Raw genomic sequence first — 21,945 nt, forward strand, 5'->3', positions numbered from 1 at the left:
CCGCAGTAGGGCTCAGACAGGCCGCCGCCTAGCGCAGCTCGCGCTGAGCCCCGTCCAAGCGGCGGGTAACGCCCTTTTCGTCCAGGTATTCCAGCAGCGGGATGGCCACGCGGCGGGTAGTCCCCAGCGCCTGTCGCGCCTGGGACGTACTGAAAGGCTGGTCGATGCCTTGCAATCGCGTGCGCGCCTCAGCCACGGCCGAGGGCAACAACACGACGCCGTCCTTCAGGCGCAGGATTCGCCCGGCACGCTCGGCTGCGGCGAGCTCCTTGTTCCCCAGACGCAGATCCTTAAGATCCGCAGCTTCTGGTGCGGCGAAGGGTTCCTTGTGGAGCCGCTGTTCTAGCTTGGCGACGCCCTCCTCCGCAGCGCCAAGCGACGCCACAGCACCAGGCACCCGGATTGCGCCCTCGACGGACTCCAACTTGGCTGCCGCCACCGCAAGGTTGAGCAATGCATCTTCGCTAAGGCCCAAGGCGTCGCGTGCCGCGCCGCGAGGCAGGCCCACCGCGAGGGGGTTCGCGGCGGCGTGATCGGCTACGGCGCCGCCCAATTGCTGCTTCCACTGCCCCACTTGTGCTGCGGTAATCCACCACTTACTAAACGCGATGACACCGGCGGGCGGGGCGTCCACGGTGTAGCCATCGCGGCGCAAGTCTTCGATGAGGGCGTAGCCGCGTTGTTGCAGGGTCAAGGCGGGGCTCTTGTAATCTTGTTGCCCGGCGAGCTGCTCGGCCCAGCGCGCTGCCGCGCCACGGCGCCGCAGCTGCGGTGGGTTCAGGTCCACGACCTCGACGCCGGCGAGCACGTGGCGTGCGCCGGGGCCTCGCAGCACAAAGCGGTCGCCAAGTTCTAGCGCGAGCGGCTGGCTCAGGCGGATGCGTGCGAAGTCGGCGCTAAGCGGGCGAACGTGCGCCTCGACGCCAGCGGTACCAGTGTGAGCCACCAAATCCTGCGCGATTGCGTCAAGGGCATCGCCGGAGGTGCGCCGAACGTCGAAGAGCTCTGCCTGTCGCCACGTGCCGGGGCTGAGCAAGGCATCTCCTCGGCTAATCGCCGCGGCGTCGATTCCACGAAGATTGACCGCCACGCGTGTCACGGGTGTGGCAGCCTCCACTGCGGTGTTCTCGCTGTGGAGACCACGGACCTCAACGGGCGCCGTGCCAGACGCGTTGAGCAACTCGAGGCTGTCACCAACTCTCAAGGTGCCAGCCGCGAGCGTGCCGGTAACTACGGTTCCTGCGCCCTTAACGCTAAATGAGCGATCGACCCACAGTCGCATACGTTGTTCGGGGTCGGGGCTCGGTGCGGCAGCGAGAATCTCATCAAGCGCGGCACGCAGCTCATCGATGCCCTCGCCGGTCTTGGCGGAAACGGTGAGAATGGGGGCGTCGGCAAGCGCGGTGCCGTGCAGCTGGCGGCGCACGTCCGCCTCGACCTCCAAGCGGCGCGCCACGTCGGCACGATCGGCACGCGTCAAGGCCACCAAGCCGTGGCTGATGCCAAGAGCTGCAATCGCATCGCGGTGATCGGTGGACTGGGCCTGCCAGCCCTCATCTGCTGCAACCACGAAGAGCACCACGGGCGCGGGGCCGATGCCAGCCAACATGTTTCCAAGAAAACGTTCGTGCCCCGGCACGTCCACGAAAGCGACATCTGCGCCGGAGGGCAGACGCGTCCACACAAAGCCCAGATCGATGGTGAGGCCGCGGCGCTTTTCCTCTTCCCAACGATCAGGTTCCATGCCGGTAAGTGCCCTGGCCAGGGTGGATTTACCATGGTCAACGTGGCCTGCCGTTGCGACGACGAACATCTACTTCTCCCCTTGTGCGGCGAGTGCCTGTTGTGCGGCGAGGATGGCATCGATGAGCTGAGCATCCTGCGCTGGCGGGATACAGCGCACGTCGACAAGACACTGCCCCTGATGTACGCGTGGCAGGACTGCTGGTTCACCTGTACGCAGGTGCTGCGCGAACTGCTCTGGCAAAGACACAGCGAAGCCTTCGAGAGGGTACTCGGGCGCACCGCCGCCGCCCACACGTCCAGCGTGAGTTGTGACCTGCCCACCTACTGCGGCGGCAATGTCTTGAGTCCGTCCTTCATATTCCGCTAGATCGATGTGCAAGCTGTCTTGGACCGCATTCGATGGCGCATTAATCGCTGCCTCGAGTGCATTCAGGCGCAGCTTGTCGATGCGCACCGCGCGGGCCAGCGGATGCTTCTTAATCTTGGACAGCGCTTCCTTGGTGCCCAAGATGATTCCGGCTTGTGGGCCGCCGAGCAACTTGTCCCCAGAGGCAATAACCACGTCGGCACCAGACGCCAGCTGCGCCTGCAGATCTGGTTCTTCGGGCAGAGCCGGGTCTGGTACAAGCAGCCCCGAGCCTAGGTCCACGATGAGATGTACACGCTCGCCGGACGCACCTAGCTGTTTGTTGTGCCGTTTTAGAAGCTGCTGCAGCTGCGGCACGTCCACGGAGGTGGTGAAGCCTTCGATACGGAAGTTGGAGGGATGCACCTTCAGGATTGCGCCGGTGTGGGTGCTCAACGCGGATTTGTAGTCGCTGAGGTGGGTACGGTTCGTGGCTCCGATTTCCTTGAGTCGGGTACCCGAGGATTCAATAAGCTCTGGCAGACGGAATCCGGCCCCAATCTCGATGAGCTCGCCGCGGGAGATGATAACCTCTTGTTGCGGCGCAAGTGCTGCCGTGGCCAGCAGCAATGCGGATGCACCATTGTTAACCACGAGGGCATCTTCGGCGCCTGGGCATGCGGCAAGCAGTGCAGAGATTGCGCCGCGGCCACGGTTTTTGGAACGCACTCCAGCGGGCAGATCCATTTCGACGTCTGTGTAAGAAGCGGCGTCGCAAAGCGCTGCTTTAGCAACCTCTGGCAGCGATGCACGCCCAAGATTGGTATGGACGATGACCCCCGTGGCGTTGAGCACTGGACGCAGGCTATACGGGCGGGCCGAAGCGAGTACGCGTGCTACCTCTGCGCGCACATCCTGCGGGGCGATCTCAGCACGCTGAGCGCGGCCAACCACGCCTTTAATTAGTGCTTTTAGCGCATGTTCCGCAAGCCTAAGCCTCGCAGCTTTAGTCTCTGGAAGGCGGAGAAGTTCGTCGGTACGCGGGATGTTGCGGCGCTCATCTTGCTGCCGCGAATCACTGTGGCCTGTCACAATCGCTCCTTGATTTAAAGCTATCGAAGCCAGAGAAGCCACAATCGCAAGATAAACGGGCGCGACATGGCGGGCGCCAGCTCGAGAGGTTTTGGCGGAGACGGACAGGAATCGAACCTGCCAGACCGAGATGCTCGGCCTCACCGGTTTTGAAGACCGGGGCGCCCACCAGGACACGTACGCCTCCGTTGCGAAAGCTTACACGTAGGAGCCCTTCCCTTGGTGCCATGCTTCACTTTGAACGCACAAACACGTCAATCTCTAGGTGAGGTGCCCGGCGATGTGGCCTGCTGGGCTAAAGTTCCGTTACCGCGCGCCTTCGCTGCTGCTTTTAGACGATGGGTAGGGCATTCGCTGGGGTTGTAGACTCAGTTGCATGACTGACATCTTGTTAACCTCATTCGCAGCAGGTGGCGGATGCGCCTGCAAGATCCCTCCCGGCGAGCTGGAATCGGCAGTTGAGGGCCTCATTGGCAAGGCCGATCCCAACGTGCTCGTCGGCTTGGACGACGGCGACGATGCCGCCGCAGTCAAGATTCAAGACGGTCTCGCTGTTATTTCCACGGCCGACTTTTTTACGCCGATGCTCAACGACCCTTATGACTGGGGCCGAGTAGCTGCCGCTAATGCGCTTTCCGACGTCTATGCCATGGGCGGCACCCCAGTAACCGCCATCAACCTGGTGGGATGGCCGCGTGAGGTCCTGCCCCTAGATATCCTCCGCGAAGTGCTGCGCGGCGGCATGGATGTGGCAACGCAGGCCGGCATTTCGGTTACCGGCGGCCACTCTATTACCTCGCCTGAGCCAATCTACGGCATGGCAGCGACCGGCATCGTGGCGCCGGAGAAACTCATGCGTAACGACTCCGCTGAGGCGGGTCTGCCGATTACGCTAACCAAGCCCATTGGAGTGGGCATCCTCAACAACAAGCACAAGGCCACGGGTGAGGTTTCCCAGGCTGCCGTCGATTCGATGACAGCACTCAACAGGGACGCTTCCCGCGCAGCTGTGGAGGCTGGCATTTCGGCGGCTACCGACGTCACGGGCTTTGGCTTGTTGGGTCACCTCTACAAGATGATGCGTGCCTCCGGGGTCGCTGCTGAGCTCGACTTCAGCGCTGTGCCGACCGTCGAGGGTGCCAAGGAAGCGCTGGCCGAGGGCTTCATCCCCGGTGGCTCCCGCCGCAACCTAGACTGGGTCCACCCGCATATAACTAACGAGGCTGGACTGAGCGAAGAAGAGCTGGTCTTCCTCGCTGATGCACAGACTTCCGGCGGTCTGCTGCTCATCGGTGAGGTCCCTGGCTACCCGGTCATCGGACGCACCGTGGCTCACGATGGTTCTGAGGACAGCGCCTTCATCACCATCAAGTAAGACTGTGGTTTCGGCCGTGGCCTGCTGGACCGTCTAGGCCTTCTTCTTAAACAGGCGTGATACCCACCCGGACTTTTCCGCGGTGGGGTGCGTGCCGAGGATCTTCTCGCCGCGTCGGAACACAAACGTCATGCGCGCGCCCTCGCGGGTGGGCTCACCGATGAGCTCGTGGCCCGCTGCTGTGGCGTCATCCGGCACGTTGCGATAGGCCTGCGGGCAATCAGTGGTTACTTCCAGGGTCTGCCCCGGCTTGAGGGTTTTCGCGCAAAAGCGCGAGAAGCAAGCGCGGCTTAGTGCTTGGAGGTGACCACCGAGTGGGCCAGGCCTTCTTGCGCACGCTTGCGCGCGGCGCGACGCTTTTGTGGTTCGATGGTGGTCGCAGGATCCTTGACCGCCTCGATCCCCGCGTTGAGCACGCCGAAACGGGTGCAGGCGGAACCCGCCATGAGCGAAAGGCCCGAGAGCACGGAGAGGGTACGAGACTTTGTGGCCGCTGCCACCGCGGTGCCCACGCCACCAGCGGCGATGAGGTACTCGCTGGCTTTCATGAGCTTGCCTGGCTTGCCCTTGTGCAAAGGAACCACGGTCTCTGGTTCCATGTTCTCTTCCATGATCTTGGTCGCGGCCAAGTCACTAGCAGCGGCGGCCATGCCCAAGGCACGGGCTGGGCCGGCATGCTCGACTGGGGTGAACACCATGGCGCAGCCAGACGCGGCCGCCGACGCCGAGGAAACAAAGACATAAGCCAGGTGCTTCTTGGCGTCGTTCCACGTCGGGTTCGAGGTGTTGCCCAAAAGCACTGCGGTGTAGCCCGCCAAAGGACCGCCCAGCACACCAGCAACAACACCAGCAGGACCAGCCGCAGCGCCCAGTGCTTTGCGGGCAAAGCGCGGCAACGGCAGCTTCTGCTTAGTGAGTTTGTCGGCTTCATACAATGCAGGCAACGACGCAGCAGTGGCGAAGGAGCCCAGAATCCACGAACCCACGCTCATCGGCGAGGTCACCTTGAATACGCGGAACATGTTGAGCAAGCGCTCAGGGCGGCCAAGGTCAAGGACCAAGAAGACTGAGCCACCAGCGGCGGCAGTAAATGCGGCAATGCGGGTGCTGCGCGCCAAAGGTTCATTCTTCGTGGCAGATGCGCCGGCGGCCAGCAAAGCGGAGCCGCCGGAAAGGCCGCCTAGGAACAGGTAAGCGCCAATCGGCCACTCCCATGGCGGAGCCTTGACCACGGGTTTGCCGTAGTAGGAGGAGAACTCGAAGTCCTCCGCCATGCGCTCTTCCTTGGAACCATCCTGCGCACCGGCGCCAGGACGCTTACGCTTCTTCTTCGGCTTGGTGCCATCAAACTTGCGGTAGCGGTTCGCACGCTCTTCTTGCGGCGGGCGGTACTCGTCGAATTCGCTCACTTGCGGCCTCCCATCACGAACGCACCGGCAACAGCCAAGGCCATGCCGCCGATAGCTTTAGCTGCGGTCTTGTACATCTGCGGCAGGTCCGCAGTGGGCACGCGTGGGTCTGGCGGCAAGCCGTAGACCTCCGGCGAATCCAGGATAAGGAAGATAGAGCCGGTGCCACCGACGCCGTCCTCGCGGTTGGCGCCGTACAGGCGTGCCTCGGTCAGGCCCTGCTCGTGCAGAACTTTGACGCGCGCCTCGGCTGCGGCCAGCATCTCCTCGTACGGGCCGAACTGAATGGAGTCAGTCGGACATGTCCTGGCGCAGGCTGGCTGCTCGCCGATCTTAAGGCGGTCGTAACACATGGTGCACTTCTGAGCGACGCCGAGATTCTTAATCGGCATCTTCTCGCCCGGCGTGTGGTCCTCGCCTTGCGGCTTGAGCTGCGCGAGCTTCTTGAAGACGTTGATGCCCGCGTGATCATCGTGCTGGTAGTCCACGGTGGCGGTCTTATCGGTCTTCAGTGTCACGCCACCGTCGTCGCGGCGCTCGATAACGCCGAAAGGACAGCCGGCAACGCAGGTGCCGCAGCCATTGCAGACGTCATCCTGGACCACCACGGTGCCGAACTCAGAGCGGAACAGCGCGCCCGTTGGGCACACGTCCAAACAACCGGCGTTGGTGCAGTGCTTGCACACGTCGGAGGACATCAGCCAGCGAAAATCGCCGGTATCCGGCGGAGTGGTATCCACCGCGGCGGGCTGGGTGCCAACCCCCGGCATGCCGAGAGAGACCAGCTGGCGGCCTTCCTCGCGCGCCTTTTCAATGCGATCATTGTCCTGCTCGATAAAGGCCACGTGACGCCATGTATTCGCGCCCAGCGAACCGGTGTTGTCATAAGAGTCACCGGTGACCGCATAGCCCTCAACCGGGTTGCGGTTCCATTCCTTACAAGCCACCTCGCAGGCCTTGCAGCCAATACAGATCGAGGTGTCCGTAAAGAAAGCCATGCGGTTGTAGGACTCGTAGCCGTGCTGATCGGCTTTTTCAGTAAGCAAATTAGCCATGAGCTCTACTCACCTACCCTTCTTTGCCTTCATAGTCGGCTACGTTGCCGGCGGTGTCATCAGCGCCGGTGTTTTCGTCCTTGGAATTAGCACCCTTGTCTTCGGGATTCAGCGTGAAAGCATCGTCGACGTCGACAAGCTGGTTACCGGACTCGAGGTCGAGGTGAGCCTTGTCCTGGTACTCCTTGAGAAGCTCGATGCGTGCATGTCCGCGCGGACGACGACCCGGACGGATATCGCAAGCACCAATCTTGGAGTTCTGGATCCACACGTTCGGCTCAAGGGTCAGACCCAACAGGTCGTTGGCGCCGTCGCCAGCTACCGGCGTGGTCTCAGACTCGCCGTAGTGGTACGGGATACCAATCTGGTGGAAGTCCTCGCCGTTGATCTTCAGCTTCTGCACACGACCAGTGACCAGCACCTGTGCTTCGATGACGCCACGTGGCGAGACGATGGTCGCCCAATCGCCGTTGGTCAGACCACGCAGCTGCGCGAGCTCCTTGGAAACCTCGCAGAACAAGCCCGGTTGTAGCTCTGCCAAGTAAGGCAGGCGGCGCGACATTGCACCGGAGGTGTACATCTCGGTCAGACGATACGTGGAGAACACGAACGGGAATACCTCTGCACCAGGCTCCCCTGGCTCAGGACGCGACAAGTTGTCAGGACGCTTGATGGTCAGACGCGTCGGCGACTGCTGCTGCTTGTAGAGCAGGTTGTGCACTGGGGACTCATGCGGCTCGTAGTGCGTTGGCAACGGGCCGTCGGAAAGCCCCTTCGGCGCAAACAGCCAGCCCAGGCCATCAGCCTGCATGATGAATGGGTCATCACCATCGAGCGCTGCAGGACCGACGGCGTCGACAGGCGCGCGATAGTCCGGCGCCTTGTTGACTGGGAAGTCAGGGACGTCGTCGCCGACCCACGCGGCCTTGGCCTCATCCCACCAGATGTACTTCTTGCGCTCCGACCACGGAGTGCCGTCTGGGCGGGCGGAAGCACGGTTGTACAGGAGGCGGCGGTTGGCCGGCCATGCCCAGCCCCACTCCAGAGCAACTTCGTTTTGCTCGGCACCCGGGACCTTCTTGGCGGCATGGTTGATGCCGTCCTTGAAGACGCCCGTGTAAATCCAGCAGCCGCCGGAGGTGGTGCCGTCGTTCTTCATCTCGACGAAGGCCGGCAACAGCTGGCCCTTCTTCGGTCCGTCGAGGTAATAGCCGTTGATTTCCTTCAGGATCTCCTCGGAATCCGGCTCGCCTTCCTCGTTTTCTGGGTAGTCCCAGGTGATCTTCTGTACCGGAAGATCGCGCGGATCGGTTGAGTCAGCCAGGCGCTCCTTGATCTTCTTACCTAGCTGGTAGAAGAACCACAGGTCGCTCGTGGCCTCACCCGGCGGCGTGACCGCCTGGAAACGCCACTGCAGCATGCGTTGCGTCTGGGTGAAGGTGCCCGCCTTTTCCACGTGAGTAGCAGCCGGCATGAGGAAGACCTCGGTGCCGATGTCCTCGGTCTTGAGTTCGCCGTTCTTAATCTCCGGCGAATCCTTCCAGAAGGACGCAGTCTCGATCTCTTGGAAGTCACGGACCACAAGCCACTTCAGCGCAGCCAGGCCACGGCGCTGCATACCGCCGTTGGACTGTGCCACCGCTGGGTTCTGGCCAAAGACAATGTAGCCCTCAACCTCGTGCTTGAGCATGGCCATGAGCGTCTCATAGGTGGAGTGCGCACCAGAGATGCGTGGCATGAGGTTGTAGCCCCACTCGTTGTCCTTGGTCGCAGCATCGCCCCAGTAGGACTTCATGAGGGAGACGGCGTAGTTCTCACCGATCTGCCAGAAGCCCTTCTGGTCTTCCTTACGGAAGCTGTCCACGTACTGCTTCCAGTTCTGCAGAGCCACGTGTGGCATCGGCAGGTAGCCCGGCAGCGAGTTGAACAAAGTCGGGATATCGGTTGAGCCTTGGATGGACGCGTGTCCACGCAGCGCCATGATGCCCGAACCCGGACGGCCGACGTTGCCCATCAGCAGCTGCAGGATCGCAGCGGTACGGATGAACTGTGCGCCCAGGGTGTGCTGGGTAAAGCCCAGTGCATATGCGAAGCACGTGGTGCGATCCGGCTTGGAGTTATCCGCGATGGAGTTAGCCAGATAGAAGAAGTCCTCCTGCGAGATACCGCAGGTCTCCTCCACCATCTCCGGGGTGTAACGGGAGTAGTGACGCTTGAGAATCTGGAACACCGAGTTCGGGTGCTGCAGAGTCTCGTCTTTCTCCACGTTCCACGAAGAACCCTCCGGCTTACGGACGTATTGCCACGAGTCGGTGACGTACTTGCCGGTCTCTGGGTCATAGCCAGAGAAAAGACCATCCAAGTCCTCGGTGTCCTGGTAATCGGGGGAAATGATGGAGGAGGCGTTGGTGTACGAGACCACGTAATCGTGGAAGTAGAGCTCGTTGTCGATCATGTACTTGATGATCGCGCCGAGCAGGACCACGTCAGTACCGCCGCGAATGCCGATGTGGCGGTTCGCGAAAGCCGAAGTACGGGTGTAGCGCGGATCCACGTGGATGATGCGCGCGCCGCGCTTCTTGGCCTCAACTACCCACTGGAAGCCCACTGGGTGGCACTCGGCCATGTTAGAACCCTCAATGACGATGCAGTCCGCATTCGCCATATCCTGCAGCGGTTGGGTTGCGCCGCCGCGGCCAAACGAAGTTCCCAAACTGGGAACAGTGGCAGAGTGTCAAATACGAGCCTGATTTTCGACCTGTATCGCGCCCGTGGCGGTAAACAGCTTCTTAATCAGATAGTTCTCTTCGTTGTCCAAGGTCGCACCGCCCAGGCCAGCGATGCCCATGGTGCGGTTGAGGGTGCGGCCCTCTTCGTCGGTGTCCTGCCAGTGCGCCTTGCGGGATGCCACAAAGCGATCGGCAATCATGTCCATGGCGGTCTCGGTATCGAGGTACTCCCACTCCGAGGAGTACGGCGCACGGTACTTGATCTTGGTCAGGCGCGTCGCAGAGTTGATCAGCTGCTCGGAAGCAGAGCCCTTGGGGCACAGTCGGCCGCGCGAGATTGGGGAATCAGGGTCGCCTTCGACCTGAATGACTTTATTGTCCTTGACATAAACGCGCTGGGAACAGCCCACTGCGCAATAAGGACACACAGATTGCACGACGCGATCCGCCTCAACGGTCCTGCCGTGGAGCTCTTTGCTCTTCTTCGACTGGGTGCTCAAGTCCCTGCCGAAGGCGTCCTTGGAACGCACCTGGCGCACTACTGGCCAGTTGAGAGGACTAAATTTAGACATACAGTCAAAGTTAGTGCTACCTAGCCTCTAAAGCTAGAAAGGTGTACCTAAGTAGCAACTTTCGTACGTCCCCGGCTGGGCCCGGCTTGCTTAGCCACCACGCGGAACAAAGCCGGCGCTTCGCGTGTTGACCAAAGTATGGATAACCCAACGCATTTCGAACTCAAAGTCCCGGGCGGCAAGCTTCTAGTCGTCGATATCACTGTGACCGATGGAGTTATCTCTGCAGCACAGGTCTCCGGCGATTTCTTCCTCGAACCGGAAGAGGCCTTCGAGGCTCTCGGCCCCACGCTGGAGGGCTCCAAGGTTTCTGATTCCGCGCAAGAGATCACCGCGCGGCTCGATGCCGCACTCGCAAAGATTGAGGCGGAGCATCCTGTAGCCCTCCACGGCTTTTCCACGCACGACTTGGCCGTAGCTGTTAAGCGTGCACTCTCAGGCGGCACCGACTTCACGGACCACCAATGGGAGATCCTCCAGCCGGGCGTGCTGCCTACCCCAGTGAACGTGGCGCTCGACGAGGTCATCCTCAACGAGGTGGCTGAGGGAAAACGTGGTCCGACGCTGCGTTTCTGGGAGTGGGAAGACAAAGCGGTCGTGTTCGGCTCCTACCAGTCCTATGCCAACGAGCTGGACCAGGAGGGCGTCGACAAGCATGGCATCACCCCGGTCCGTCGCATGTCCGGTGGTGGCGCGATGTTCATGGAGGGCGGCAACTGCATCACGTACTCCATTTACGCCCCGGAGTCCCTGGTGGCCGGTTACTCCTACGAGGCTTCTTATGCCTACCTCGACCAGTGGGTGCTTGCTGCACTGGCCAAGCACGGTGTGAACGCCTGGTACGTGCCGATCAACGACATCACCTCCGACGGCGGCAAAATCGGCGGCGCTGCGCAGAAGCGTCGCGCGGGCGCGCTGCTCCACCACACCACGATGAGCTACAACATCGACGCCGACAAGATGATGGAAGTGCTGCGCATCGGCAAGGTAAAGGTCTCCTCCAAGGGCCTGGCCAGCGCCAAGAAGCGCGTGGATCCGCTGCGCCGCCAGACCGGCGTGGCGCGCGAGGAGATCATCGAGACCATGGCCCGCGAGTTCGCCACTCGCTACGGCGCCAAGGACGCCACGCTTTCCGACGCCACCCTTGCCGAGGCCGAGCGCCTCGTTTCCGAGAAGTACTCCACCGAGGAGTGGACGAAGCGAATTCCGTAATTCTTTCGCGGCTCTTCTCAGAGTTCAAAAGCAGCCCGGCGAAATCGCAGTTCCCGCTCAGCGGCATTAGTCGTCATGCGTTCACGACCTCAACACGCAGCCCCACCGCGCTGAGCAGTTCTAACACGGTGGAAAAGCTGGCTTTTCCGGTCCCCAGCTCCACATCTCGGACCGTTCTGTCGCTCACTCCCACCAACTCGCCCAATTCTTCCTGAGTCAATTGATACGCCTTTCGGCTTTCCCGCAGTGCGGTTCCGAGTTCAGACAACCAGCCATCGATGCGATTCATATCGGAAATATCCTTCCCTTTTACGCTTTTCAAACTCTAAAATAGCCTCGAAACCACAAAACAGGAAGTATTTTTCCGATTTACCCGTTTCTCCCGATATTCCCCTCGCTCCAGCAAGTTTTCGGAAGGATATTTCCCTTTCAAATCACCCACACCACCACGCGGCCCGAAGGTTGACTGAGCACCCCTTGCATGCCCCGGGCGCCCCAACCATGAGTCCGAGCCCACAATAGTTGCACGGGAATTTATAAACGCCGTACAGTGTTGATGTCATTAGTGAACCGATCAGTTCATAATTGATGGACTAGACAGTTCAAATACGTACAAAGTTGTCTGCAACGCCGAACTCTCACAAGTTCGTAGTAAAAGGAATTTTCGTGTCTCAACAAACAACGCAATCGCGCAAGCTGCCAGGCTGGACAACCGGCTTCGGCGCGCAGGTTATCGCGGGCCTTATCATCGGCCTCATCTTGGGTTTCATTGCATCCGGCATGGACGCTGGTCTGCCTGCCGACGATGAGAAGGGCTCCTGGCTCACCCAGACCCTCACCGGCGTGGGCAGCGCTTATGTCCAGCTACTCAAGGTGATGGTCCCGCCGCTCATCTTCGCGGCAGTGGTGACCTCCGTGGCTAACCTGCGCAAGGTGGCCAACGCCGCCTCGCTGGCTATCTCTACCCTGGTGTGGTTTGCCATCACCGCTTTCTTCTCCGTTATCACGGGCATCCTCGTCGCACTCGTGATGAAGCCGGGCGTGGGCACCACCGTGGATGCCGCCAGCGCAGCCGAGCCTTCCCACATCGGCTCCTGGACTGCGTTCCTGCAGCAGCTTGTGCCGTCCAACTTCATCGGCCTGAAGGCCTCCTTTGACGACGGCGAAGTGTCCTTGGGCTTCGGCGCACTCCAGCTGCTCGTCATCTCCTTGGCACTGGGTATTGCTGCAGTGAAGGCTGGCAAGGCTGCCGACCCATTCCTGCGCTTTACCGAGTCCTTCCTCAAGGTCATCCAGGTAGTCCTGTGGTGGATCATCCGCCTGGCTCCGATTGGTACCGCAGCCCTCATCGGTAAGGCAGTGGCCACCTACGGCTGGGACGCGCTGGGCTCCCTGGGCAAGTTCGTGCTCGCGATGTACGTGGACCTCGCACTCGTCATCGGCGTGGTTTACCCAGCAGTTCTTGCCTTCAACAAGATTCCGGTCATGGGCTTTTACAAGCGCGTCTGGCCAGTGTTCTCCCTGGGCTTTGTTACCCGCTCCTCCATGGGTGTTATGCCGGTGACTGAGCGCTACACCGAGCAGGCCATGGGCGTTCCGCGCGAGTACGCTTCCTTCGCCATCCCGCTGGGTGCTACCACAAAGATGGATGGCTGCGCCTCGGTCTACCCTGCTATCGCCGCCATCTTCATCGCTCAGTTCTACAACATTGACCTGACTCTGACGCAGTACCTACTCATCATCTTCGTCTCCGTCATCGGCTCTGCTGCTACCGCGGGCACCACCGGTGCAACCGTCATGCTCACGCTGACCCTGTCCACCCTGGGTCTGCCGCTCGCCGGCGTTGGTCTGCTGCTGGCAATCGAGCCAATCATCGACATGGGCCGCACTGCAGTCAACGTCACGGGCCAAGCACTGTGCGCCACCATCGTGGCCAAGCGCGCAGGCATCCAGGACCAAAAAGTCTGGGACGCTGCCGAGAACGGCGTCTCCGACCTCATGGAAACCAAGGATCGCGAGTCCGTCACCGCCTAAGAAACTAAGGCACTAACACAGGAAGGCACCTCACTGAGTGGGGTGTCTTCTTCGTTTTGCTGCGGTTACTCTCGGTGCCGGTCGGACTCGGTCGGCACCGGTCGGACTCGGTCGGCGGCGGTCGGCGGTGGGCTGTACGCTAGTCGACGATCGCCCCCAGAAAGGCCGCCATGGCAGGTGCCAGGTGGATGGCCTGTGTGTTAGTGAGTACCGCGCCTTTGAGGGAGCCCACACCAGAGATAGCGTCGAAGTCGAGGCCGCGGAAGTCCACGTCTTTCATCCGCGCCGCATCCACCCGCAGGGTCCGCGCGCGGCAGCCCCGGAAGGCCACGCGTTGGGCCTGCGCCTGGGACAAATCGACTTCGTCGAATACGCAGTCTTCAAAGAGGACATCCCGCAATGTTCCACCAGAATGGTTAGTCCAGGCGAATTTGCACCCACTGAACTTCACCGAAAAGAGGTCCGCTTCGGCGAAGTCTGCAGCGCCAAAGCGGGAATCAGCCACCTCGACGTCGCGAAGCACGGTGCGCGCCATCCTCCATCCCGGCGCATCGAGGCCGGTCAGCTCGCACTCGGTGAAAGTGGATGAGGAAAGGTCGATTCCGTCGAGTGAGGAATCAGCAACCATGCACCCAGTCAGTGACATCCCTTGAAGGTTGCGCTCAAACTCGCCGGAGAACCACTCGTTTTCAAACACTCCCCTCGCGTCCAGTCCCAGGCCTTCCCGCACTTCCAGGTGCAATGAAGATAGTTGGGGCGCTTGGACGATCCGGCGAGTCACTGCTTACTTCCTTTGGGTCGTGTTTTATTCATTTACGCGTTGCGTTCTATAGGCGCAAGCTTACGCAGCACCAACTCCGGCAACCACGAACGTGCCCCGATTGTGCGGGCGAAGTTACGTATTCCACACCTGTGTGGCACCCACGTGGCCCGCCAATGCTGCGCTAACCAGCAGTGCAACTGCAGCGACGCGGAGGCTCACAAAGTCGCAGGATCGACTGGGACGCTGATCGATTGTGCAGGAAGATAAGGGCGCAACAAGGCTAGGAGGCCAAAGTGGCGCTGGTTGAGCAGTGGATTGAACAGGCTTCGTGCGCTGATCTGAAGGTCCGGCTCAACAGTCAGCAACGCTTGGTACACCGGCCACTGCTCCTCATCCGACGCTAGGGAGCGAACCAAATGAACCCAGACGGTTTCGCCAAAGCGATTGACAGCGTTGGGATCGGCGCCTGCAGCGATGAGCTTTTCAATGACTGGGGCGTCCTGCGCGCAGAGCTCTGGGTTGTCCGCCAGCTCCGGCAGCAGCTTGATTGGCGGTGCCCAACCGAACTCAAGCATCGCCGTGAGTGCCTCAACTCTTTCGGCAGTGTCACGGACACGCGATGCATCGAAGAATACGGCTTCCGGGTCATGGCTCGCCCAGTCGATAGTGTCAACGAAAGTCATTACTGTGCCTCCTGGAGTTGAATCACGAGCCAATCGGGAATCCATTCCGCGGTGCGCGGGAAAGTCTCTATGTCGGCCACCCACTGCTGCGGGCTAGGTTGTACCGACCACGCCGGGCGGTAAGCAAAGTTAGGTCTGAGGACAAAACCGTTAGGTCCTGCCTTACCGTGCAGCGAGAGCCACGCTCCACGGGGATCGTCTTTGCGATAACGGGCATCCAAGAATTCTGCACGTTTGCTTGCTGGCAGTTCCCCGCTGACCTCGTAGATTTCGCCGCATGCACGCAGTACGAACTCTGGCAGGTCGGCGTCGATGGGGCCGTCGTAAGGCCCCTCTTGGTAATTAACAGGCGCGGCAGGAGCAACGCCGTATTTTTCTTCGACCCACTGACGCGCGGATTCAAGTTGAGTGCGGGCCTGGGGACGCAGCTCATCCACCTCTTGCGCGGAAAGGCTCTTGCCATCGATGATGATGCCGTGTTCGGCAGGAGCGAAGTCGATGAGCTCTCTCATCGTCATCTGCAACTGTGCTCCCCTGAAAGGCGCGATGTCGAGGGTATGCGCCTCCAGATGCGGTAGCTTTTTGCGGCTGCGAATCTTGAGCCGGAGCGGACGCGGCTTTGCTAGCGCCACTCCGACCAACGGGGCGAAGTTGAAAGCATCGGGCTTTTCCATGGCAGTCTCCTGTCACGTATAACTACAAAGTCGTTGAGCATGTGCCGCCTAGTGTAAATAAATACTGTGACGTCCGCCCCAGGAGTTTCCGCACTGAAGTTTCACGCTGCGCAGGTCGCTAAGAAATGGCTGTGCTGCACCAGCCGCAGACCGAGGAGCTAAGCAGTGGCAGCCGTAACGTGCACTGTTTCGCCGTATGCGCGCCGACCATGCACGAAGTAGTACAGCACCGTCGCCACGGCCACGGTTGCGGCAAGCACCCAATACATAGCGGAGTAGCCCAGCGCAGAAATCAGCATGCCCAAGACCACGGGGCCAAAGCCGATTCCGATGTCGAGGAGTAAGAAGAGCGTCGAAATACCCGCGCCCATCTCGTGCGGAGCCACGAGGCGCACGGCCACCGCTTGCGCCGCCGGCATGATGGAGCCATAGCCCAAGCCAACCAAAGCACCCGCGATGACGACCTCCCAGTCAGCTACTGCGATAGCAAGCACCACGAGACCAATCATGAACGAAGCGAGTGCACCGTAGAAGATGACGTTATCGCCGTGGCGATCCTGGACACGGCCCAAGACAAAGCGCATCGCGAGGCTGACAATCGCATAGGCAATGAAGAAGAAGCTGGCGCCCGTCGCCAGGTCGGACGCGTCAGCATAAGCGTTGAGGTACGTGATGATGCCTGCATAAGCAACGCCGATGAGAAGCATGAAGAAGCCAAAGGGCGCGACCGCCGGGTGGACGATGTTGGCCAGGCTAAAGGTCACGCTGGGGCGCTCCTGCGTAGGAATCTTGAGTGCCAGTGTCAAAGCCAAGGCACATACCGTGAGGCTGAGCACCACAACGAAGATGGTGTTGTAGCCACTCGCACCGACGATAGCCAGTCCTGCCGCCGGGCCAAAAGCGGTGGCAAGGGCAGTTCCCAAGGCAAAGTAGCCCGTGCCCTCAGCACGGCGATGGTCAGGAATGACGGACTGTGCCACGGCCATGACGGCAGTCGACGCCACCGCATACCCCAGGCCATGAATGATGCGCACGACGATAAGCAGTGCCAACGAGTGCGCAACAAAATACGCGGCACATGCCACGGTCACGAGAACCAACGAGACCAAGAGGGACTTTTTACGTCCTGCCGCATCAACCAGATATCCCGAGAACAGTCGCGCAATGGTCGCACCGACCACGAAGGAGCTGGAGGCAAAGCCGCCTGCTGTGTCTGATGCACCAAACTGTTGCACCGCATACAAAGCCATGATCGTCACCAACAGGTAAAAGACCATGAATTGGGCAAAATTAACCAGCCATGCAAAGACGAATGTTGGGGTGATGAGTTTCTGCTCAGCGGACGTAGGAAACACCTTCTTGACGCATATGGAGTTAAAACGAACTCTAAAACGGTATCAGACCCTTAATCGGCGCATGGCACTAGCTGGGCAGCAGAGCGGCTACCTCGGCGTCGGAAAGCACTGCGTCCTCGAAGTTGCGCAGCGTCTCCTCCGCGTTGAACTCCACACCGATGAGCACGACCTCAGAGCCCGGCGTCACTCCATTGGAGGCCCACAGTGAGGCCGGCTGGATCTGCAGGTTAGGGCCCGCCTGCTGCCAGGCGTGGGCAACGCGCAGATCCGTGTCGATCCAGCAATACCCCTTGGAGCGAACCAGCCCGGTACTCGCGCGCAGCGCCTTGAGCAGTCGCTCACGATTGAACGGCCTATCGGAGCGAAATACCACGGAGGAGATGCCATACTCCTCGGTCTCCGGGGTGTGAGGGTTGGCGAGCTCTTCCGCGTAGCCGTGATAGGCCGCAGCCGTGGAGAGGTTGTAGAGGCCGGCATCCAGGATGAGCTCCGTAGCGATGACGCCATTGGTCACGGGAACTACCTTGCAACGGGTGTTCATCGCCTTGACCGTGGCGATGACGCGCTCGGTCTCGGCAGGTTCGACGAGATCGGTCTTGGTGATGAGGATGAGATCGGCAAACTCCACCTGGTCCACGAGGAGATCAGCGATTGTCCGATCGTCTTGCGGGGTGGCCTCGATGCCCTGCGAAACGAGGCTGCGGCCCCGCCGGAGCTGGTCCATGAACGTGGAAGCATCAACCAAAGAAACCATAGTGTCAATGTTCGCGTAGTCCTGCAGCTTGAATCCGTCTTCAAATTCCCACTCAAAAGTGGCGGCAACCGGCATCGGCTCGGAGATGCCGGTCGACTCAATGATGATCTGGTCATACTTGCCCGATTGCGCGAGGCGGGCAACGGACTCTACGAGATCCTCACGCAGGGTGCAACAGATGCAGCCGTTGGACAGCTCCACGAAACGGTCTTCGCCGCGTTCGAGGTGGCCCTCCCCTGCAACGAGCGCCGCGTCGATGTTGACCTCGGAGAAGTCGTTGACGATGACGGCTAGCTTGCGGCCTTGTCGGTTAGCCAGCAGGTGGTTGAGCAGCGTGGTCTTGCCGCTGCCCAGGAATCCAGAAAGAACAGTCACGGGTGTAGTCATTCCGCAAATGATAATGGTTTTCATTTACGGAGACAACTACGCCCTAACCGAAGACCCTCCGCGTGTAATCAGAACCAAAGTGCCACTGCGGGTCCAGTTGCTCACGCAAGGCACAGAACTCGTCGAAGCGCGGATACAGCGCGGAGAAGTCTGCCCGCGTCAAGGTGTTCATCTTGCCCCAGTGCGGGCGGCCGCCGGCAGCCTTCAGAATGGGTTCCACCTTTGGCATGTACTCGTATGGGTTTTTGAAACTCGGGACGTGGAACGCGATGTACATCGACTCGCAGCCGTTGGCGGTAGACAGCGCGACGTCGTCAGGTGCCATGGTGCGTAGCTCCAGCGGGAAAGCAATCTGCCAGCCCTGTGCATCAATAAAACGTCAGATCTCTCGCACCGCTTCAGGCCCGTCCGCCAACGGCACTGTGTACTCCATCTCATGAAAACGCACGCGACGCGGCGAAACAAAGACCTCGTGTGCGCTCGCGCGGTAGCGATTGTGCGAAATCACCGAGGTAGCAAACTTATTGAAGGACGGGATAGTCCGCGGCACCACGCGCCCAATCCCCAATAACGCCGCCTAGGCGCCGTTGCCCAAGATCTCATCGTCGACGCATTGCATCTCAACCTCAACCACAACGCCGAGCGCAGCAATGCTGACCACGACGAGCCTGAGCTGTTCCGGGTCCTCGTCGAGGGAGAAGCTGCGCAGTTGACCGGCGGCGTCGACAAGCCTAAGGCCCGTGACCGTACCCGCGAAACCGGTGAAACCAATACCTGTGCCGTGGGTTGACGTGGAGATCGCGCCCGCCAGCGACTGCGGATCAACATCACCCTGGTTAGCCAAAGCCAAGCCAAATGGCCGCAGCAAACGCGGCACGTCACGCAGGCGGGTTCCCGCCAGGAATCGCACGCGCTTACGCTTCCTGTCCACACTAACGATGCCGCTTAAGTAGTCCAGGTTCATCATCACGCCATCACTGGCCGCCACCGGTGTGAAGGAATGCCCCGCGCCGACGGTACGCACGCTGCCCACACGCTGCACTGCCTGGGATACCTCCTCAATTGACCGAGGCTGCAGAAACTCCTGCGGGTTGGTGCGCACGGAGCCCGACCAGTTACTAAAGCCCTTATTCTTGGCGCCACGTGCGCCGATTAACTTGCTCATCTGAAGGTCCAGCCCTTTCCACGATAGGTATCCCAATCTTTAACCTTGTTGTTCGCGTCCACTGCCAGCAGCCCGTCGAGGTGCTCGGTCATCTCGCCAGCCTTGGCGTGACGGAACCACACGAGGTCCTCCACGCACAGGTCTTTAGCAGCCGGGCCATGCAGCGGTGACTGCACCTCGCCGGCGCCCTCCGTGCCGGAGTACTTCAAGCCCTTTGGTCACACCGGCACGGGAACGCGGTCCTTGGCAGGCGGACCGGAGGCAATCCAGCCACCCGAGTTGACGGTGGCCCATCCCGGCGCGGGCAGGCGCGAGATCCTCCATAGCTTTAGTGCGCAGCCAACGCTTGATGGCGCCAGTCGGCCCCCTTCTCCCCGTCTGCCACAGAGGCCACCTGGCCTTCGTAGGCCATCATGCCCACTAGGCGAAGATCCCGTTTGAGAATCTCGCGGGCTAGCTGGTCCACCTGCTCAGGAGTGCGGATGGGTGAGCGCCGCGGACCGATGACCACGCCGGGCAGGTGCAAAGTACAGTCAATGTCGATGGCCACTCGCATGCCCGGCGCGAGGAGGTCGAGCAGCTCCACGGAGTCCACCATGACCGTAATCGCTTCCCGTACACCAGCGTCGGCACCTAACCACGCCAAGGCCGGACGGTGAACGCTGGGATAAGCCACGACGATATCGCGAAAACCCTCCTCGTAGAGGTGCAATGCCTCGGGAACGCTAAACCCCAGGATCCCTTGGTAGCCGTCGTGCTCGAAAGCCCGGCGCAACGCGGCGACGCTGCGCACCGACTTTGACGCCACGCGGATGGGAAGCCCACCCGCACGCGTCACCATTTGTTCCGCGTTGAAGTCGAAGGCGGCAATGTCAATGACGCCAAGCGGGGCAGCCGCCTCGCCGGACCTGACGAGTGGCGCGATAGTTTCTCGGAGCTGCGGGCTCGGAATTTTTGAAAGCGTTGCCAGAAAGTCATGCTACTCACACCAGAGCTATGATTGCGATACGTATCACAATAGATTTCTGGCACCATAGACCCCATGAAAACCTTCACTAGTGCTCATCTCCCGCCGCGCGTCTCTGATTTCCTGGCCACCAACCCGGTAGGCGACGTGCGCGGTTCCGGCGCTCAACACACAGCACTCATGCCGTTTACTGGCGAAGAGCTTTTCTCCTTCCCCACCGCCACGCCTGAGGACGTCGCCGCTGCCGTCACCACCGCACGGGCCGGGGTGGGCCAGGGCAATCGCGGGCGCATACTGCTCAAGCTCCACGACCTAATCCGGAAACATGAAGAGCTCATCCTCGACCTCATTCAGGCTGAGAACGGCAAGTCCCGCTCGCACGCCTACGACGAGGTGATGGACCTCTATAACTGCGCGCGCTTTTATGGCGTGAACATACGCAAGGCCTTTGGCTCGGCGCGCCATCCCGGCGCGTTGCCGGTGCTCACCAAGACGCGCACCCAGCACTACCCACTGGGCGTCGTGGGGCTCATCTCCCCGTGGAACTATCCGCTTTCCTTGGGCGTGGGCGACGTGCTGGCGGCGCTTTCTGCTGGCAACTCTGTGGTTCACAAGCCTGATTCCCAGACCACGCTGACGGCAATCTTGGTCCGCCGGCTGGCGATTGAGGCCGGCCTTCCGGAGGCTGCCTGGCAGCTAGTTCCGGGCAACGGCGCGGAGGTGGGCGACGCCTTGGTCCCCCTCGTCGACGGTCTTTCCTTTACAGGTTCCACCAAGGTGGGCAAGTCCATTGCTGCCCAGGCGGCCGGACGTCTCATCCCCACAATGTTGGAGCTCGGCGGTAAGAATCCAATGCTGGTGCTTGACGACGCCCCCCTTGAGCCCACCGCTCGCGGCGCCGTGCGCACGGCCTTCTCGTCCTCGGGTCAACTGTGCATGTCCGCCGAACGTGCCTACGTGCACACAGACATTTATGAGGACTTCCTCGTTGCGCTTACGAAAGCCCTCGACGAACAGACTCTGGGCGCAGCCTTCTCCGATGCCGCAACTATCGGCTCCCTGACTTCGCAAAAGCAGCTCGAGACCGTCCAAGCCCATGTGCGCGATGCTGTGGACAAGGGCGCAACCATTGTCTACGGCGGAAAGCATCGCCCGGAACTCGGTCCGTTTTTCTTTGAGCCCACGGTGCTCACTGGGGTAACGCAGGAAATGGAGCTCTTCGCTAACGAGACCTTCGGCCCAGTGTTGGCTGTGTACGAGGTCGATTCTGATGCTGCTGCCATCCACGCAGCAAATGACACGAACTACGGCCTATGCGCCTCAGTGTGGTCGGGCAGCTCCCGCCACGGCTGGGAGGTTGCTTCCCAGTTAGAAGCGGGCATGGTCAATATCAACGAGGGCTTTGCCGCAGCATATGGTTCTATTGCCGCGCCGGGTGGCGGCGTAAAGGAGTCCGGCCTCAATCACCGCCACGGTATTACCGGCATGCGTCTGTGGGCAAATGAGCGCACCGTAGCCGAGCAAAAGCTGCACCCGCTGGCGCCCTCGGAGCTACTGCCGCCGCAGCGCTTCCAGAAGCTCATCACCACGGGCATGGCGGCCATGAAGGCGCTGCGCCTGTAGCAGC

The 21,945-nt window shown here is 60.8% G+C and carries 19 protein-coding genes, 1 tRNA gene and 1 pseudogene; 4 read left to right on the plus strand and 17 right to left on the minus strand.

Annotated features, from left to right (window positions below; translation table 11 throughout):
• Nucleotides 1-28: 28 nt before the first annotated feature.
• The 3 genes from selB to I6I72_RS01970 form a co-directional block, all read right to left on the minus strand.
• A complete protein-coding gene (gene selB / locus I6I72_RS01960) occupies nt 29-1,813 on the minus strand; it encodes a selenocysteine-specific translation elongation factor (protein ID WP_049145203.1) in 1,785 nt (594 codons plus the stop codon).
• Nucleotides 1,814-3,184: an L-seryl-tRNA(Sec) selenium transferase gene (gene selA / locus I6I72_RS01965; protein WP_049145206.1), complete on the minus strand. Its 1,371-nt coding sequence runs from the start codon at nt 3,182-3,184 to the stop codon at nt 1,814-1,816.
• 92 nt (nt 3,185-3,276) lie between these two features.
• A tRNA-Sec gene (locus I6I72_RS01970) sits at nt 3,277-3,371 on the minus strand.
• A 189-nt stretch (nt 3,372-3,560) separates the two neighbouring features.
• Here I6I72_RS01970 and selD point away from each other — a divergent pair.
• Complete coding sequence (gene selD / locus I6I72_RS01975) at nt 3,561-4,559, plus strand: selenide, water dikinase SelD (protein WP_049145207.1); 999 nt, start codon at nt 3,561-3,563, stop codon at nt 4,557-4,559.
• 33 nt (nt 4,560-4,592) lie between these two features.
• Here the strand turns inward: selD and I6I72_RS01980 are convergent, their stop codons facing one another.
• Genes I6I72_RS01980 through fdnG form a run of 4 tightly spaced genes read right to left on the minus strand, consistent with a single transcriptional unit; the run spans nt 4,593 to nt 10,324 of the window.
• Entirely contained in the window at nt 4,593-4,796 is a 204-nt protein-coding gene (locus tag I6I72_RS01980; RefSeq protein WP_129720900.1) for a sulfurtransferase TusA family protein, read from the minus strand.
• 53 nt (nt 4,797-4,849) lie between these two features.
• On the minus strand, nt 4,850-5,968 hold the full coding sequence (gene nrfD, locus I6I72_RS01985; protein WP_046645472.1) for an NrfD/PsrC family molybdoenzyme membrane anchor subunit: 1,119 nt from the start codon (nt 5,966-5,968) through the stop codon (nt 4,850-4,852).
• Nucleotides 5,965-7,023, minus strand: a complete 1,059-nt coding sequence (locus tag I6I72_RS01990) for a 4Fe-4S dicluster domain-containing protein (RefSeq protein ID WP_049145209.1) — start codon at nt 7,021-7,023, stop codon at nt 5,965-5,967. The genes nrfD and I6I72_RS01990 overlap by 4 nt, the downstream gene beginning before the upstream one ends.
• Before the next feature lie 13 nt (nt 7,024-7,036).
• Nucleotides 7,037-10,324 carry a formate dehydrogenase-N subunit alpha gene (gene fdnG, locus I6I72_RS01995; RefSeq protein ID WP_236592650.1) on the minus strand — a complete coding sequence of 1,096 codons (3,288 nt, stop codon included), beginning with the start codon at nt 10,322-10,324 and terminating at the stop codon, nt 7,037-7,039.
• Nucleotides 10,325-10,462: 138 nt separating this feature from the next.
• Between fdnG and I6I72_RS02005 the strand changes: the two genes are divergently transcribed.
• A complete protein-coding gene (locus I6I72_RS02005) occupies nt 10,463-11,536 on the plus strand; it encodes a lipoate--protein ligase family protein (protein WP_049152268.1) in 1,074 nt (357 codons plus the stop codon).
• Nucleotides 11,537-11,609: 73 nt separating this feature from the next.
• Here the strand turns inward: I6I72_RS02005 and I6I72_RS02010 are convergent, their stop codons facing one another.
• On the minus strand, nt 11,610-11,825 hold the full coding sequence (locus I6I72_RS02010; protein WP_005531838.1) for a helix-turn-helix domain-containing protein: 216 nt from the start codon (nt 11,823-11,825) through the stop codon (nt 11,610-11,612).
• A gap of 377 nt (nt 11,826-12,202) precedes the next feature.
• Between I6I72_RS02010 and I6I72_RS02015 the strand changes: the two genes are divergently transcribed.
• Nucleotides 12,203-13,570 carry a dicarboxylate/amino acid:cation symporter gene (locus I6I72_RS02015; RefSeq protein ID WP_049145219.1) on the plus strand — a complete coding sequence of 456 codons (1,368 nt, stop codon included), beginning with the start codon at nt 12,203-12,205 and terminating at the stop codon, nt 13,568-13,570.
• 139 nt (nt 13,571-13,709) lie between these two features.
• On the opposite strand, the gene I6I72_RS02020 is transcribed toward I6I72_RS02015, so the two are convergent.
• From I6I72_RS02020 to I6I72_RS13590, 9 genes and pseudogenes are all read right to left on the minus strand, one after another.
• Nucleotides 13,710-14,351, minus strand: coding sequence for a pentapeptide repeat-containing protein (locus tag I6I72_RS02020; protein ID WP_049062652.1), 642 nt, complete (start codon nt 14,349-14,351; stop codon nt 13,710-13,712).
• 197 nt (nt 14,352-14,548) lie between these two features.
• Nucleotides 14,549-15,016: a hypothetical protein gene (locus I6I72_RS02025; RefSeq protein WP_049145221.1), complete on the minus strand. Its 468-nt coding sequence runs from the start codon at nt 15,014-15,016 to the stop codon at nt 14,549-14,551.
• Nucleotides 15,016-15,690, minus strand: coding sequence for a hypothetical protein (locus I6I72_RS02030; RefSeq protein ID WP_049062654.1), 675 nt, complete (start codon nt 15,688-15,690; stop codon nt 15,016-15,018). The genes I6I72_RS02025 and I6I72_RS02030 overlap by 1 nt, the downstream gene beginning before the upstream one ends.
• Nucleotides 15,691-15,848: 158 nt before the next feature.
• Nucleotides 15,849-17,045, minus strand: a complete 1,197-nt coding sequence (locus I6I72_RS02035; RefSeq protein WP_080972040.1) for an MFS transporter — start codon at nt 17,043-17,045, stop codon at nt 15,849-15,851.
• Nucleotides 17,046-17,112: 67 nt separating this feature from the next.
• The gene (locus tag I6I72_RS02040; protein WP_034657610.1) at nt 17,113-18,186 is read right to left on the minus strand and encodes a GTP-binding protein; all 1,074 of its coding nucleotides are present in this window, start codon (nt 18,184-18,186) and stop codon (nt 17,113-17,115) included.
• A 43-nt stretch (nt 18,187-18,229) separates the two neighbouring features.
• A pseudogene (locus I6I72_RS13575) lies at nt 18,230-18,739 on the minus strand (D-arabinono-1,4-lactone oxidase).
• 24 nt (nt 18,740-18,763) lie between these two features.
• Nucleotides 18,764-19,351 (minus strand): FAD-binding protein, encoded by a 588-nt coding sequence (locus tag I6I72_RS13580; RefSeq protein ID WP_236592651.1) that lies wholly within the window; start codon nt 19,349-19,351, stop codon nt 18,764-18,766.
• Nucleotides 19,348-19,560 carry a hypothetical protein gene (locus I6I72_RS13585; RefSeq protein WP_236592652.1) on the minus strand — a complete coding sequence of 71 codons (213 nt, stop codon included), beginning with the start codon at nt 19,558-19,560 and terminating at the stop codon, nt 19,348-19,350. Before I6I72_RS13585 ends, I6I72_RS13580 begins: the two co-directional genes overlap by 4 nt.
• 119 nt (nt 19,561-19,679) lie before the next feature.
• Nucleotides 19,680-20,192: a type III PLP-dependent enzyme domain-containing protein gene (locus tag I6I72_RS13590; RefSeq protein WP_236592653.1), complete on the minus strand. Its 513-nt coding sequence runs from the start codon at nt 20,190-20,192 to the stop codon at nt 19,680-19,682.
• A gap of 201 nt (nt 20,193-20,393) precedes the next feature.
• On the opposite strand from I6I72_RS13590, the gene I6I72_RS02055 reads away from it, so the two are divergent.
• Nucleotides 20,394-21,941, plus strand: coding sequence for a succinic semialdehyde dehydrogenase (locus I6I72_RS02055; protein ID WP_049145223.1), 1,548 nt, complete (start codon nt 20,394-20,396; stop codon nt 21,939-21,941).
• Nucleotides 21,942-21,945 lie beyond the last annotated feature (4 nt).

The sequence above is a fragment of the Corynebacterium striatum genome (assembly GCF_016728105.1).
Taxonomy (GTDB): domain Bacteria; phylum Actinomycetota; class Actinomycetes; order Mycobacteriales; family Mycobacteriaceae; genus Corynebacterium; species Corynebacterium striatum.

Bases quoted from the DNA above. Each gene is read 5' to 3' on its own strand.
- selB (WP_049145203.1), bottom strand. From the start codon at position 1,813: ATGTTCGTCGTCGCAACGGCAGGCCACGTTGACCATGGTAAATCCACC.
- selD (WP_049145207.1), top strand. From the start codon at position 3,561: ATGACTGACATCTTGTTAACCTCATTCGCAGCAGGTGGCGGATGCGCC.
- I6I72_RS01990 (WP_049145209.1), bottom strand. From the start codon at position 7,023: ATGGCTAATTTGCTTACTGAAAAAGCCGATCAGCACGGCTACGAGTCC.
- I6I72_RS02005 (WP_049152268.1), top strand. From the start codon at position 10,463: ATGGATAACCCAACGCATTTCGAACTCAAAGTCCCGGGCGGCAAGCTT.
- I6I72_RS02010 (WP_005531838.1), bottom strand. From the start codon at position 11,825: ATGAATCGCATCGATGGCTGGTTGTCTGAACTCGGAACCGCACTGCGG.
- I6I72_RS02025 (WP_049145221.1), bottom strand. From the start codon at position 15,016: ATGACTTTCGTTGACACTATCGACTGGGCGAGCCATGACCCGGAAGCC.
- I6I72_RS02030 (WP_049062654.1), bottom strand. From the start codon at position 15,690: ATGGAAAAGCCCGATGCTTTCAACTTCGCCCCGTTGGTCGGAGTGGCG.
- I6I72_RS02040 (WP_034657610.1), bottom strand. From the start codon at position 18,186: ATGACTACACCCGTGACTGTTCTTTCTGGATTCCTGGGCAGCGGCAAG.
- I6I72_RS13580 (WP_236592651.1), bottom strand. From the start codon at position 19,351: ATGAGCAAGTTAATCGGCGCACGTGGCGCCAAGAATAAGGGCTTTAGT.
- I6I72_RS13590 (WP_236592653.1), bottom strand. From the start codon at position 20,192: ATGGTGACGCGTGCGGGTGGGCTTCCCATCCGCGTGGCGTCAAAGTCG.
- I6I72_RS02055 (WP_049145223.1), top strand. From the start codon at position 20,394: ATGAAAACCTTCACTAGTGCTCATCTCCCGCCGCGCGTCTCTGATTTC.